We start from the raw sequence: 13,329 nt of genomic DNA, 5'->3' as shown, positions 1-13,329 counted from the left end.
ATGGCGGCCGCCCCCGCCACGGACAGCGATTGGATTGCGCTGTTTCTTGACGCGCAGGCGGCGGAACTGGGCGCCGCGCGCAACACGCAACTGGCCTATGGCCGCGACCTGAAGGATGCGATGGCGTGGCTCGCGCGCCGGGGCAGCGGGTTCGGTGCCGCCGACCGCGCAAAGATCGAGGCCTATATCGCCGATCTCGAGGCGCAGGGACTGGCCCGCGCCACCCGTGCGCGGCGGCTGTCGTCGCTTCGGCAACTCTATCGCTTTGCCCATGAGGAAGGCTGGCGCGCGGACAATCCCACGCTCCAGATCACCGGCCCGGCGCGGCAAAAGAAACTGCCTGACACGCTCAGCATCGAGGAGGTGGACGCGCTGCTGTCCGCGGCGCGCAGCCACGGGCGCAGCGAAAGCGACCGGCTTCGCAACACCTGCCTGATGGAACTGCTCTATGCCACGGGGATGCGTGTCAGCGAATTGGTCACCCTGCCCGTCGCCGCCGTTCGGGGCGATCCGCAGATGGTGCTGGTCAAGGGCAAGGGCGGGAAGGAGCGCATGGTCCCCCTGTCGCCGCCCGCGCGCGCGGCGACCACCGCATGGCTTGCCCAGCGCGACGCGGTCGAGGATCTCGCCCGGACCGAACACGGCGCGCCGCCCTCGCCCTTCCTGTTCCCGTCGCGTGGGAAGGCCGGGCATCTGACCCGGATGCGGTTCTTCACCCTTGTGAAGGAGTTGAGCACCGCCGCCGGGATCGACCCCTCTCGTGTCACCCCGCATGTCCTGCGGCACGCTTTCGCGACGCATCTGCTACAGAACGGCGCGGACCTGCGCGCGATCCAGACCCTTCTGGGCCATACCGATATCGCCACGACCGAGATCTACACCCACATTCTCGATGAACGGCTGCGGCGCCTGGTGCTGGATCATCACCCGCTTGCGGGCGGCACCGGCTAAGCAAGCGCCGCCGAAACATCACAGCGCGCCCGCACCACACGCTTGCATCTTGAAGCGACAGCCCCCCGCCCCCATAACCGCCTCATGGACCCGACCCTTCCCGCCGCCGCGCCCTCGTCTCTTTCCGACCCGACCACATGGATCACCGCCGCGGTGATCCTGTTCCTGCTGTTCTGTTCGGGCTTCTTTTCAGGCAGCGAAACCGCGCTGACCGCAGCCTCGCGCGGAAAGCTGAAATCGCTGGCCGACAAGGGCGACGGCGGCGCGAAAGGGGCCGAACGCGCGCTGAGCCTCAAGGAGGACAATGAACGCCTGATCGGCGGCATCCTTCTGGGCAACAACCTCGTCAACATCCTTGCCACGTCGCTGGCCACGGCACTTTTCACCACGCTTCTGGGTGAAAGCGGCGTTGCCGTCGCAACGCTGGTGATGACCGCCCTTGTGCTGGTCTTTGCCGAGGTCCTGCCCAAAACCTACGCCATCAACGACCCCGAGACCTCGGCTGCCCGCGTGGCGCGGCCCATTGGGCTTGTGATCGCCGTCATGGCGCCGATCGTCGCGGTGGTGCGCGTGATCGTGCGGGGTGTGCTGCGCATCTTCGGCGTGCGCATCTCGGCAGGCGCCAACATGCTGTCGGTGCAGGAAGAGATCATGGGGGCACTGTCGATCGGTCACTCCGAGGGCTCGGTCGAAAAGGAACAGCGCGACCGCCTGCTGGGTGCGCTCGACCTGCACGAGCGGACAGTGGAGGAAATCATGCTCCACCGCTCCAAGATCGAGATGATCGATGCGGATGCCCCGCCCGAAGAAATCCTCAGCCAGGCGCTGCAGTCGCCGCATACCCGCCTGCCCGTCTACAAGGACGAGCACGAGAACATCATCGGCGTCGTCCACGCCAAGGACCTGCTGCGCGCCATCGACCGCCTGACCCGCGGCGAGAATGCCTCGGGGATCGAAGGGTTCCGCATCAGCGACGTGGCCATGAAGCCCTATTTCGTGCCGGAAACCTCTACGCTGGACGACCAGATGCGGCAGTTCCTGCGCCGCCATACGCATTTCGCCCTTGTCGTGGACGAATACGGTGCGCTGCGCGGTCTGATCACGCTGGAGGATATACTCGAAGAGATCGTCGGCGAGATCACCGACGAGATGGATGTCGAAGATGTCCCGATGCTGACCCCCGACGCGCATGGCAACTACCTCGTCGACGGGGCGATGACGATCCGCGACCTCAACCGCGCGGCCGACTGGGCCTTGCCCGACGACGAGGCGAACACCGTCGCGGGCCTTGTGATCCACGAGGCACAAACCATCCCCGAGACGGGCCAGACGTTTGCCTTTCATGGTTTCCGCTTCGAGGTCGCGGCGCGCGAAAATAACCGGCTGACACAGCTGAAGATCCGCAAACTGTAAGGCGTGCGGGAGGGAGGGGCCCCGGGCGGCCCCCTGCCCCGTCAAATGTCGCTTTCTGACATGAAGGCCGTGCCGCCGCGCCGTCACATGGCCCCGAAGCGACCTGCCGGAGGCCCCATGAAAACCACCACCCAAGTCTGTGTCATCGGCGGCGGCGTCGTCGGCTGTTCCGTGCTTTACCACCTGACGAAGCTGGGCTGGTCGGACGTGATGCTGTTGGAACGCTCGGAGCTGACCTCCGGCTCGACATGGCATGCCGCGGGCGGATTTCACACGCTGAACGGCGACACGAACATGGCGGCCCTTCAGGGCTATACGATCCGCCTGTATCGAGAGTTGGAAGAGCTGACGGGCATGTCCTGCGGGCTGCACCACGTCGGCGGCGTCACGCTGGCCGATACGCCCGAACGGCTGGATATGCTGAAAGCCGAGCGCGCCAAACATCGCTACATGGGACTGGAGACCGAGATCTTGGGACCGGAGGAGATCGCCAAGGTCGCGCCGATCACCAATCTCGACGGGATCCTCGGGGCGCTCTACGACCCGCTGGACGGCCATCTCGACCCGTCCGGCACAACCCATGCCTATGCCAAGGCCGCGCGGATGGGCGGGGCCGAGATCGTGCTTCACACCAAGGTGCAGGAGACCAACCCCCGCCCGGACGGCACATGGGACGTGGTGACGGACAAGGGCACGATCCACGCCGAACACGTGGTCAATGCCGCGGGGCTGTGGGCGCGCGAGGTCGGCGCCATGGTCGGTCTGCAACTGCCGCTGCACCCGATGGAGCATCAGTATATCGTCACCGACGATATTCCCGAGATCTTCGAGCGCGATGCCGAGCACCCCCATGTCATGGACCCCGCCGGCGAAAGCTACCTCCGGCAGGAAGGGCGCGGGTTGTGCATCGGGTTCTACGAACAATCCTGCCGCCCCTGGGCCGTGACCGGCACCCCGTGGGAGTTCGGGCACGAACTCCTGCCCGACGATTTCGACAAGATCGAGGACAGCATCGCGTTTGCCTACCGCCGCTTCCCGGTGCTGGAAACGGCGGGCGTCAAATCGGTGATCCACGGCCCCTTCACCTTCGCCCCCGATGGCAACCCGCTGGTCGGCCCGGTGCCGGGGCTGCGCAACTACTGGTCAGCTTGCGGCGTCATGGCTGGCTTTTCGCAGGGCGGCGGCGTGGGCCTGACGCTGGCACAATGGATGGTCGAGGGCGAGCCGGAACGCGACGTCTTCGCGATGGACGTGGCGCGGTTTGGCCGCTTCACCACGCCGGGCTACACGCTGCCCAAGGTGATCGAGAACTACCAGACACGTTTTTCGGTCAGCTACCCGAACGAGGAACTGCCCGCCGCGCGGCCCTGGCGGACGACCTCCATGTATGACGTCTTCGATGGCATGGGCGCGGTCTGGGGCCAGCAATACGGGCTGGAGGTGCCCAACTACTTCGCCCAAGGCGACGAACCGCGCCACGAGACGCCAAGCTTCCGCCGCTCGAACGCATGGGAGGCCACCGCGCGCGAGGTCGCCGCGGTGCGCCAGGCTGTCGGCATCAACGAGGTGCAGAATTTCGGGAAATACATCGTGCGGGGTGCGACTGCCCGCGCATGGCTCAACCGGATCATGGCGGGCCGCATCCCCGCACCGGGGCGGATCAGCCTGACGCCCATGCTGGCGCCCTCGGGCCGGATCATGGGGGATTTCACCGTCACCTGCCTGTCGGAGCAGGAATTCCGCCTGACCGCGAGCTATGGCGCGCAGGATTTCCACATGCGCTGGTTCGACCAGCATCTCGACGGCGATGTCTCCGTCGAAAACGTGTCAGACCGCATCACCGGGTTCCAGATCGCGGGGCCCCGCGCCCGCGACCTGCTGGCCAAGGTAACCGAGGCGGATGTCAGCGCAGAGGCGTTCCGGTTCCTCGATGCCAAGCGGATCATCATCGGCCTGTCCGAGGCGCTGGTTCAGCGCGTCAGCTACACGGGCGATCTCGGCTACGAGATCTATGTCGACGCGATGGAACAGCGCGGGCTTTGGCAGACGCTGTGGGACGCAGGCCAGGACTTCGGCCTGCGCCCCTTCGGCATGCGCGCGATGATGAGCCTGCGGCTCGACAAGTTCTTCGGCGCCTGGATGCGCGAGTTCTCGCCCGACTACACCCCGGGCGAAACCGGGTTGGATCGCTTCATCGCGTGGAAGAAGAACACCGATTTCATCGGACGCGCCGCGGCCGAGGCCGAGCGGGCGCGCGGGGCTGAGCGGCAGCTTTGCGCCTTCGTCGTCGATGCGCGGGATGCGGATGTGGTGGCCTATGAGCCGATCTGGCTGGAGGGCGAGGTCGTGGGGTTCTGCACCTCGGGCGGGTATTCGCACCACGCGCAGACATCCGTGGCGCTCGGCTTCATCCCCCGGAACCGTGTGGCCGAAGGGCTGGCGGTCGAGATCGAAATTCTCGGCGACATGCGTCCGGCGCAGCTGGTCACGACCCCGCTCTTCGATGCCGATGGGTCAAGGATGCGCGGGTGAGGGCCTGTGCGATGTCCTTGACCTGCCGCCCAACTCGCGGTCTGTGTCGCGATCATGGATGACCAGATCGATATAGTGCTGCTGGCGGCAGGACGGGCCACGCGGATGCGCGGCGCCGACAAGATGCTTGAAGACGTGCCCGCCATGCTGGGCACCGAACCGCTGATCCGCGCCATGGCGCGGCGCTGCGCGCGCGTCGGGCCCACGCGCGTCGTGATTGCACCGGGACAGGATGCGCGGCGCGCGGCGCTGGAGGGGGTCGAGGCCGAGATCGTCGAAGCCCCCGAGGGCGACGGCATGGCGGCCTCCATCGCGGCGGGAGTTCGCGGCCGCACGGGGCCGGTCATCCTGGTGCTGGCGGACATGCCGGGGATCACGGCGAACGACATCTACCTGCTTGCCGGCCTCTCCCGACAGGCCCCGGACGCCATCCTGCGCGCGGCATCTTCCGATGGCAGGCCGGGTCACCCGGTGCTGTTCCCGGCCGATCTGCGCCCTGAATTGGAAGACCTGCGCGGCGATACCGGCGCGCGCTCCGTTCTTCAGGCCCACAAAAGCCGCGTTCATCTCGTGCCGTTGAAGGATGACCGCGCGCTGGTGGACCTCGACACGCCCGAGGATTGGGCCGACTGGCGCGCAGCAACGCGTTGAACCCAAAAAGAACGGGCCGCCCTGATAGGGCGGCCCGTTTCGCCTGAGGGGGTCACCCCGCCTCAGAGCTGCAGCAATTTCGCCTCGTGCGCCTTGAGCGTCCGGCGCGCGGCGGCGTAGTCGTTCTGGCCCACATGGGTCTCCAGCTCGGGGAAAAGCGCGAGGATTTCGTCACGCTGCGCCTCGCCCATAGACCCCAGCGTCATGTCGCCGGGCTGGAAGCTCTCGGTCCAGGCGCCATCCGACAGGACGACCTCGTGGCGATCGAACATGAAGTGCACGTAGGTCGTGCGCATCGTGTCGATCTGCTGGATGCCTTCCATGCCGACCAGGTGCTTGGCCGCCACCAGAACCTCGCTTTCGGCGAAGTAGAGCTGGGTGGCCTGACCCGCCGCCAGCACGCGGTGCTGCGGGCTGACCAGCATGTCGCGCTCGGGCAAACCGTCACCGAGGCTCCCGGCCTTGATCAGGATCGGCCGCAGGTTCGGCGCCGTCAGAAGCTCGGGCCGCGTCAGGGTGCGGCTGCCGATCCAGCGGATCTCCTGGATGCCGTTGTCGCGGGTGAGCACCTTGTCGCCTTGGCGCAGAGTCTCGACCGGCACCTCGCCATGCGGCGTGGCGATCATCGCCCCCGGCGTGAAGCAGGGGATGACCGTCTCGATCTCGCTGAAGGTCAACTCGCCCGCGATCTCGGTTTGCGACGCATCGGTGTAGAAGATTACCTTGCCGCTTTCGCCCGGCTCACCGGTCGGATCGATCGCGTCGTCGTAGATGATCTTCAGCGGACCGGCGTTGGTCAGGTCGAGAACGTCATTGTCGCCGTCATCGGCATCCTCGCCGCCGACCACGCTGTCGCCCAGACCTTCGAGATAGGTATCGCCGAAGATCGGATCGGTGAACTGTCCGACCGTAAAGGTGTCGTCGCCCGTGCCGCCGGACATCGTGTCGGCACCTTGCCCGCCGACGATTGCATCGTCACCGGAGCCGCCGTCGATCACGTCATCGTCGATGCCGCCATCAAGCGTATCGTCTCCGGCACCGCCGAAGATGGTGTCATTGTCATCTTCGCCGAACACGAGGTCGTCGCCGTCCCCCGCATCGATCAGGTCGTCTCCATTGTCGAGGATCGGGTCGTTGTTGATCGGATTGACGTTGTCGTCGATCAGATTGACGAGCGGCTCGCCCTCGCCGCCGATGATGGTGTCATCGCCACCGCCCGAGGTTATGGTGTCATCGCCTTCGCCACCGACGATGAAGTCATTTCCGTCACCCGAGGTAATGACATCCTGATCAAAGCCGCCATCGATAACGTTGTCGCCATTTCCGGCATTGATCGTGTCGTTGTCGTCACCGGTATTGATCGTGTCGTTGCCGTTGCCGGTCGTGACCGAGTCGAGATCGTCCGCCGGGTTCGGGTCGACATTGCCCAGGAAGGGGAACCCCAAATCCGGCAGGCCTTCGCTGCCCGACGTGATCGAGTTGTCTCCATACTCGTCAAAGATGGTGTCGTTGCCATCACCGCCAATCAACGTGTCATTGCCGGTTTCCGCAGGGCCTTCGATCACGGCATCGAAATAGACGTCGGTGATGTTGATGCCGGAGTCGTCATGTCCGTCCTGGCTGTGCTCGATCACGATCTGCGACACCGGTCCCGGGATCTCGACCAGGATCGAGTACTCGGCCGCGCTGTCGTTGTCGTAGTCGCCGTCGCCCTCGGCGGTGTCGTCGCCCGGGACGCCATCGGTATCGCTGAGGTCGAGATTCGTATTGGCCGAGGCCGTCAGCACGATCTCGATCGGCTGATTGTTCGCGTCATAGGCCAGAACGCGCACGACGCCGTCGCCATCGATATCGTTGATGCGGAAGGCCACGTTCTCGACCGGCTCCGAGAAGTCCAGCGCATAGGTCTCGCTGTCGCCGCTATACTCGGCTTCGGAATAGAAGGACGAGGTCGCGTCGATCGTCTCGCCACCGGTGTCGATGCCCGCCACGTTCTGTGTCGAGGACTCGAAGCCCGCATCGACCGACGGGTCGTTGTTCAGGATCGAGAAGGTCACATCGACATTGCCGGTGTTCTGGGTGAAGCCGTTGGGGTTCGTTTCCTCGTTCCACTCCAGGCTTTCGCGCACCGTGGTCGTGGGGGTGTTCGGCGCCTCGCCGAGGCTGCTGTCGCCGTAGATCAGGTCGTCGCCCACTCCGCCCTCGACCGAGTCGGCACCCGAGCCGGCATAGACCGTGTCATCGGCCGCACCCGACAGGATGGTGTCGCCGCCCGCGCCGGCATCCACGAGGTCTTCATCGCCGCCGGTCTGGTTGTCGCCCGCGTCGATGCTGTCGTTTTCCGGATCGCCGGTATAGGCCACGTCGATAAGGTCGTCACCGCTGGTGCCCTCGACGATGAAATCGCCCTCTCCCTGGACGCTGTCATAGATCGCCACATAGTCGATCTTGCCGTCGAAATACTGGTCGTACTTGCCATCATCGACTTCGCGTGCGCCGAAGGTGAAGTTCTCGTCGTCATTGTCGCCGATATCCATCGTCAGGCCGGTCACGTCCGACTCGACCGTCTGGGAGGTGCCATCGGTGAGGTTTTCGACCGTCAGGGTCGCCCCCGTATCGGCATCCCAGCTGTAGGACACGTTGATGACGTCATGCGGATCAACGAGACCGGGGTCCGTCTTCAGCGTCGCGACCGTGCCATCCTTGGTGTAGTGGTCGACCAGAACCTCGCCATGCTCGGTGACGCGGATCGCGAACCAGCCCTCGCTGTGTTTGTCGTTGTACTCGCCACGGTTCACCAGAACATCGGGGCTGGAGCCGACCTGCTGGTCCTGCTGAAACTGAACCTCGATCGTCCCCTCGCTGAGGTCGAAGGGCGCATCGTTCCCGCTCACGTCGAAGTAATCGCAATGACCGTCCAGCTTCAGCTGGTCGCTCGACGCATAGGCATCGCCGTGGAAATGACCGTTTTGTGCGACCCCGTCATCCAGACCGGTGTCCTTGTTCTCTGCACCGCTGCGGAAATCCCAAAGGCCGATGAGGCCGTCCACGCTGCCGGGGTCACTGAAATTGGTCATCTTTACTGTCCTCCTGCCAGCCGGTCTTGCGGCCTTGCCCACGCGTGCGGGCGAAAAAATGAACAACAATATGAGAGCGATGAGCCGACCCGACAGGCGGCCGCATCACATGCGAGCGTCATCCAGATTCAAGGGAAGGTCCTGAGCGCCGGGCTCTGCGAGGCAAAGTCCCGAGCCGACGCGAAACGCCTCCAAAAGGCGTTTCGGACTGTGTGTTCCCGCTCGCGGCCATTCTTGCCGTCAGTACGCGACAACACCCTTCCCCGTATCTTTCGATACGCTTCGTGATGCGGCCGCCCCCGTGGCCTTGTGCAGACATCGCCCCCCAGTTGGGCTGAGGAATGAATAACGGCATTTTCTGGGCTGATGAAAGGGAATTTTCACCCTCATGCGTCAACTTTGAGGCGAAGACTGCCACGTTCCTGCCCTGATTTGGGCCTAAATAAGGCGAATTGTTCATAGCGCTTTGGGCCACGCAGCAACAAATTCTCTTGTTTTTTTGCCCCCACGTCAGCCGCACACGCTTTCGGCGAGTTTATTGTTTCTTCAACGGACACAACAAACCGCCCCAAAACGGAAACACATTGTTGCGCTTACTCGTGCGAATTTGGGCGCTTTTGCCCAATTTCAGAGCACGGGCGCAGTATCGAAAGACACCGAGATCGAATCTTGCGTCTCATTCTGGGCCCGATTGCATCACCTTTCGGAGGGTGCGGTCACATCGAAAGATGGGCCGCGATGCAGAGGTGAGGCGACAAGCAATATTCGAACCCAGCGCAGACCTGCGCCGATAGCGCCCCGAAGATGGCGTCAGCCATCACGGGTCGGTTGGGCATTTTCGCGGATGGTACCCGAGGTCGGACTCGAACCGACAAGCCTTGCGGCGGGGGATTTTGAATCCCCTGCGTCTACCAATTCCGCCACTCGGGCACGGCTGCGGACTTAGCCGTGCTTGCGCGCCGCGTCAATCACCCCCGGAGGCCTAGCCGAAGGTCACCCCGACCAGCCACAGCGTCAGCCCGGGAAACAGCACCAGAAGCGCCACGCGCAGAAGATCCGAGGCCACGAAAGGCGCCACGCCACGATAGGTCCGCACCATCGGGATGTCGGGCGCCATGGAGTTGATGATGAAAAGGTTCATCCCGACAGGTGGCGTGATCAGCCCCACCTCGACCACGATCAGCGCAAGGATGCCGAACCAGATCGCCGTTTCCTCGGGGCTGAGCGCCGTGCCCAGGATGACGAAGTCCTGCGCCACGATGATCGGCAGAAAGACCGGAATGGTAATCAGGATCATCGACAGCGAATCCATCACGCAGCCGAACAGCAGGTAGGCCAGCAGCATCACCGCAAGGATTGTCAGGGGCGCGAAGCCCGCCGCCTCGACCCAAGCGATCAACTGGTCAGGCGCGCGCGTGAGCGACAGGAAGGCCGAGAACAACTTGGCCGCCCAAACGATGAAAAAGATCATCGCGGTCGCCTGCGCTGTCTCCAACACGCTGTCGCGAAAGGTCCGCCAGGTCAGCCCCCCTGAGAGCCACCCGTAAAGGCCCACGGCAATCGCGCCCACAGCCGCGCCCTCGGTCGGGGTGAAAAGCGCCTGCACGCCGTCCCGGGTCCAGTTCCAGTCGGCCGCGATGCCGCCCATGATCAGGCCGAAGATCGCCACCACCGGCCAGACCCGCCACAAGGCGCGCATCCGCTGACGCATCGGCACACGCTCGGCCTGCCCTACGGCGTCCGGTCGCAGCCGTGCCACGATCGCCACCGTGACCATGTAGCCCAGCGCGGCCAGCACACCGGGCACCACGGCCGCCACGAACATCTTCACGATGTTCTGTTCGGCCAGGATCGCGTAGATGACCAGGATGATCGAGGGCGGGATCAGGATGCCCAGCGTCCCGCCCGCCGCCAGTACGCCGGTCGAGAGGCTGTCGGAATAGCCGCGCTTGCGCATCTCGGGCAGCGCAACCTGCCCCATGGTCGAGGCCGTCGCGAGGCTGGAGCCGCAAATCGCGCCGAACCCTGCACAAGCGCCCACCGCCGCCATCGCCACGCCGCCGCGCCGATGCCCCAGCCAATCGGAGGCTGCCTGGAACAGCGCCGCCGACAGGCCCGACTTGGTCGCGAACTGCCCCATCAGCAGGAACAGCGGCACGATGGACAGGTTATAGTCCTTGAACGTGTCATAGGTCAGCGACTTGAGCTGGCTCAGCGCCGGGTCCGGCCGACCGTAGACCACCCATGACCCCACGAAGCCGGTGATCGCCATCGCCGCCCCGATAGGCACGCGCAGGAAGATCGCGACCAGCATGAGGGCAAAGGCCGCAAGCGTCAGCTCAAGGCCGGTCACGGCGCCCCCTCCTGCCCCGTCAGCACCCAGTTCAGAGCCCGCCACACGGTGTAGAGCGCGGTGATACAGAACAGCACGGCCCCGAGAAGTGCCAGCGCGTAGGGAATCCAGATCGGCAGTTGCAACTCGTAGGTCGTCTCCGGGAAGAAGGGGCGATACCCCATGCCCAGCGCCGAACGCAGGGCGTCTGATCCATAGGGGAACTTCTCGCCGAACCCCGCCCAAAGCCGCCAGGCCATCACGAAGGACACCAGCGCGATCAGCGCATCCCCCAGCAGGCCCAGCGAAAGGCGCACACGCTCGGGCAAGCGGTTCGCGACCACGTCCACTGAAACATGCCCGCGTTTCACCTGGCACCACGGCAGGAAAGCGCAGACGGCGATGACACTGCCGATCTCGACCAGTTCGTAATCGCCACGGATCGGGCCGAAGATCCAGATCCCGTCCAGTTGCCGCCCGAGGATCGAGACACAGACCATCAGCGCAACGAGGCTCAAAAGCACCCCGCCCGCCAGCGCCATCGCCATCGCGATACGCTCGATGACACGCCCGACGGCCTGCTCGGCGCGCGGTGCCACTGCCGTCATGCTCCCTGCCCCCCAATCGCGAACGGCCATGGCGCCGGCCCCGTTTCAATGAAGTCGCGGCACTCTAGCGATGCAGCCCGGGCACGCAAGCCGCGCGGCAGCCCCCTGCCATCGCCCGACGCTTGACGCAACGGCCGGGTTGAGGCACCGGAGCGCAAGACTTCCCCGGGATTCCCGATGGACAGGAGACAGACCCATGACGGCGCAGTCCGAAGAGGCCATGGCCATCTCGCAACGCTTGACCGAATTGGCCAACACCGCCGAGGGCGACGAGGTCACGTTGGCCTGGATCCTGTCGCACCTGCATGAACGGGCGTTCGGCCTGTTCCTGCTGGTGCTTGCCCTGCCCTGCTGCATTCCGTTTCTCTACGGCGTGCCGCAGGTCGTCGCCTTGCCGCTCATGTTCGTCTCGGTCCAGATCCTGATGGGGCGAACCGTGCCATGGCTGCCGCAGAAACTGGCCGCCCGGACGGTGACGACGGCATCGCTGCAGAACCTCGCCAGCCGCGCAGGCCCATGGCTGCGCCGGATCGAGGCTGTCAGCCGACCGCGCCTGTCGGCGCTGACACGCCGCCCGATGGACCAGTTGGTGGGCCTCGCGCTGGTGCTGTTCAGCGCGTCGATCCTCGTCCCTCTCCCGGCCACCAACACCGTTCCCGGTTTTGCCGTCGTCATCATCTCGATGGGGCTGCTGCAACGCGACGGCATCCTCGTGACGCTGGGATCGATCATCGGGACCGCCTGGATCGGCACCCTGCTGTTCGCCGGGGCAACCCTGGCAAGCCTGATCCGCGGCTGGCTGGGTGTATAGGGCCCCTCGCCGCCCTTGCACCGGAACGGCGTTCGCGTAGACATCGGTGCAGCGACCATTCGAAGGACCCCGAGATGCTTCAGACGCTCTTCACGCCCAGCCGCCGCCAGTATATCGCGCTTGCCGGGGTCGGCTCGGTCGTCATCCTCGCCCTGGCCTTCGGTTTTCAATACATCGGCGGGCTCGCGCCCTGCGCCATGTGCCTGTGGCAGCGATGGCCCCATGCCATCGCCATCGGGCTGAGCGCCATTGGACTCGCCTTTCCCCGCGCGATCGTTGCCGTGGCGGGGGCGATCACCATGCTGGTGAACACCGGGCTCGGCATTTACCACACCGGGGTCGAGCGCGACTGGTGGGAAGGGCCGCAAAGCTGCACCGGGGGTGGTGGCGACCTTGGCTCCATGTCGGTCGAAGACCTGCTGAACCCCGAGGTCGGAACCGGCATCGTTCTGTGTGACGAGGTCGCGTGGGAGATGTTCGGCCTGTCCATGGCCAGCTACAACGCGCTTGCCTGCCTTGGTCTGGCCGTGATCTGGATCATGGCGGCGCGGCGTAGGTGATGCGCCGCGCCCCGAACGGCTAGTGATAGGTGAACTCTCCCGTCACGTTGCGCCACTCTCCCGGGCTGATCATCTTGCGATGGACAAACCGCACCGAGTGAAGCGGTCCGTCCAGCGATTCCTGCCAGAACTCGATGAAGTCGAAGAGTTTCGGATAGTCCGGCGCCAGATCATAGTCCTGCCAGACGAAGGTATTGAGAACGTTGCGATAATCGGGCATCCGATAGACCATCTCGGCGGTGGTCAGCCCGTATCCTTTCAACAACAGCCCGGTCTCGGTTTCGCGCATATGGCACCTCTTGCGTTGCCTCTTCCACGGAATCAGACTGCCCGATCCAGCGCAAAAATCAACGAAAACAGTATGTTGGCACTCCAATACCATGGCTGCCAGCAG

Annotated in this window: 10 protein-coding genes and 1 tRNA gene; 6 read left to right on the top strand and 5 right to left on the bottom strand. The window is 64.7% G+C overall.

Annotated features, from left to right (window positions below):
- The 4 genes from KUV65_RS01780 (at position 1) to KUV65_RS01765 (ending at position 5,547) form a co-directional block, all read left to right on the top strand.
- Complete coding sequence (locus KUV65_RS01780; protein ID WP_222187148.1) at positions 1-951, top strand: site-specific tyrosine recombinase XerD; 951 nt, start codon at positions 1-3, stop codon at positions 949-951.
- A gap of 84 nt (positions 952-1,035) precedes the next feature.
- Complete coding sequence (locus tag KUV65_RS01775) at positions 1,036-2,364, top strand: HlyC/CorC family transporter (RefSeq protein WP_222187147.1); 1,329 nt, start codon at positions 1,036-1,038, stop codon at positions 2,362-2,364.
- A 117-nt stretch (positions 2,365-2,481) separates the two neighbouring features.
- Positions 2,482-4,896 carry a GcvT family protein gene (locus tag KUV65_RS01770; RefSeq protein ID WP_222187146.1) on the top strand — a complete coding sequence of 805 codons (2,415 nt, stop codon included), beginning with the start codon at positions 2,482-2,484 and terminating at the stop codon, positions 4,894-4,896.
- Between the two features lie 54 nt (positions 4,897-4,950).
- On the top strand, positions 4,951-5,547 hold the full coding sequence (locus tag KUV65_RS01765) for a nucleotidyltransferase family protein (protein WP_222187145.1): 597 nt from the start codon (positions 4,951-4,953) through the stop codon (positions 5,545-5,547).
- Between the two features lie 62 nt (positions 5,548-5,609).
- Here KUV65_RS01765 and KUV65_RS01760 read toward each other — a convergent pair whose 3' ends face one another.
- The 4 genes from KUV65_RS01760 to KUV65_RS01745 all read right to left on the bottom strand — a co-directional run bounded on the left by KUV65_RS01760 (position 5,610) and on the right by KUV65_RS01745 (position 11,594).
- Entirely contained in the window at positions 5,610-8,624 is a 3,015-nt protein-coding gene (locus KUV65_RS01760; RefSeq protein ID WP_222187144.1) for a Hint domain-containing protein, read from the bottom strand.
- Between the two features lie 845 nt (positions 8,625-9,469).
- Positions 9,470-9,554, bottom strand: a tRNA-Leu gene (locus tag KUV65_RS01755).
- Between the two features lie 52 nt (positions 9,555-9,606).
- Positions 9,607-10,977: a TRAP transporter large permease gene (locus tag KUV65_RS01750; protein WP_222187143.1), complete on the bottom strand. Its 1,371-nt coding sequence runs from the start codon at positions 10,975-10,977 to the stop codon at positions 9,607-9,609.
- A complete protein-coding gene (locus tag KUV65_RS01745) occupies positions 10,974-11,594 on the bottom strand; it encodes a TRAP transporter small permease (RefSeq protein WP_222187142.1) in 621 nt (206 codons plus the stop codon). Before KUV65_RS01745 ends, KUV65_RS01750 begins: the two co-directional genes overlap by 4 nt.
- A 166-nt stretch (positions 11,595-11,760) precedes the next feature.
- On the opposite strand from KUV65_RS01745, the gene KUV65_RS01740 reads away from it, so the two are divergent.
- On the top strand, positions 11,761-12,375 hold the full coding sequence (locus KUV65_RS01740; RefSeq protein WP_222187141.1) for an exopolysaccharide biosynthesis protein: 615 nt from the start codon (positions 11,761-11,763) through the stop codon (positions 12,373-12,375).
- Between the two features lie 74 nt (positions 12,376-12,449).
- Positions 12,450-12,935, top strand: a complete 486-nt coding sequence (locus tag KUV65_RS01735; protein WP_222187140.1) for a disulfide bond formation protein B — start codon at positions 12,450-12,452, stop codon at positions 12,933-12,935.
- 19 nt (positions 12,936-12,954) lie between these two features.
- Here the strand turns inward: KUV65_RS01735 and KUV65_RS01730 are convergent, their stop codons facing one another.
- Positions 12,955-13,224, bottom strand: coding sequence for an usg protein (locus KUV65_RS01730; RefSeq protein WP_222187139.1), 270 nt, complete (start codon positions 13,222-13,224; stop codon positions 12,955-12,957).
- Positions 13,225-13,329 lie beyond the last annotated feature (105 nt).

Origin of the sequence: Maritalea mobilis (genome assembly GCF_019800885.1) — a bacterium.
Classification (GTDB): Bacteria; Pseudomonadota; Alphaproteobacteria; order Rhodobacterales; family Rhodobacteraceae; genus Roseibacterium; species Roseibacterium beibuensis.
Note: the sequence above shows the minus strand (reverse complement) of the source record. Positions and strands in the feature narration are given on the sequence as shown.

Bases quoted from the DNA above. Each gene is read 5' to 3' on its own strand.
- KUV65_RS01735 (WP_222187140.1), top strand. From the start codon at position 12,450: ATGCTTCAGACGCTCTTCACGCCCAGCCGCCGCCAGTATATCGCGCTT.
- KUV65_RS01740 (WP_222187141.1), top strand. From the start codon at position 11,761: ATGACGGCGCAGTCCGAAGAGGCCATGGCCATCTCGCAACGCTTGACC.
- KUV65_RS01765 (WP_222187145.1), top strand. From the start codon at position 4,951: ATGGATGACCAGATCGATATAGTGCTGCTGGCGGCAGGACGGGCCACG.
- KUV65_RS01775 (WP_222187147.1), top strand. From the start codon at position 1,036: ATGGACCCGACCCTTCCCGCCGCCGCGCCCTCGTCTCTTTCCGACCCG.
- KUV65_RS01730 (WP_222187139.1), bottom strand. From the start codon at position 13,224: ATGCGCGAAACCGAGACCGGGCTGTTGTTGAAAGGATACGGGCTGACC.
- KUV65_RS01760 (WP_222187144.1), bottom strand. From the start codon at position 8,624: ATGACCAATTTCAGTGACCCCGGCAGCGTGGACGGCCTCATCGGCCTT.
- KUV65_RS01770 (WP_222187146.1), top strand. From the start codon at position 2,482: ATGAAAACCACCACCCAAGTCTGTGTCATCGGCGGCGGCGTCGTCGGC.
- KUV65_RS01780 (WP_222187148.1), top strand. From the start codon at position 1: ATGGCGGCCGCCCCCGCCACGGACAGCGATTGGATTGCGCTGTTTCTT.
- KUV65_RS01745 (WP_222187142.1), bottom strand. From the start codon at position 11,594: ATGGCCGTTCGCGATTGGGGGGCAGGGAGCATGACGGCAGTGGCACCG.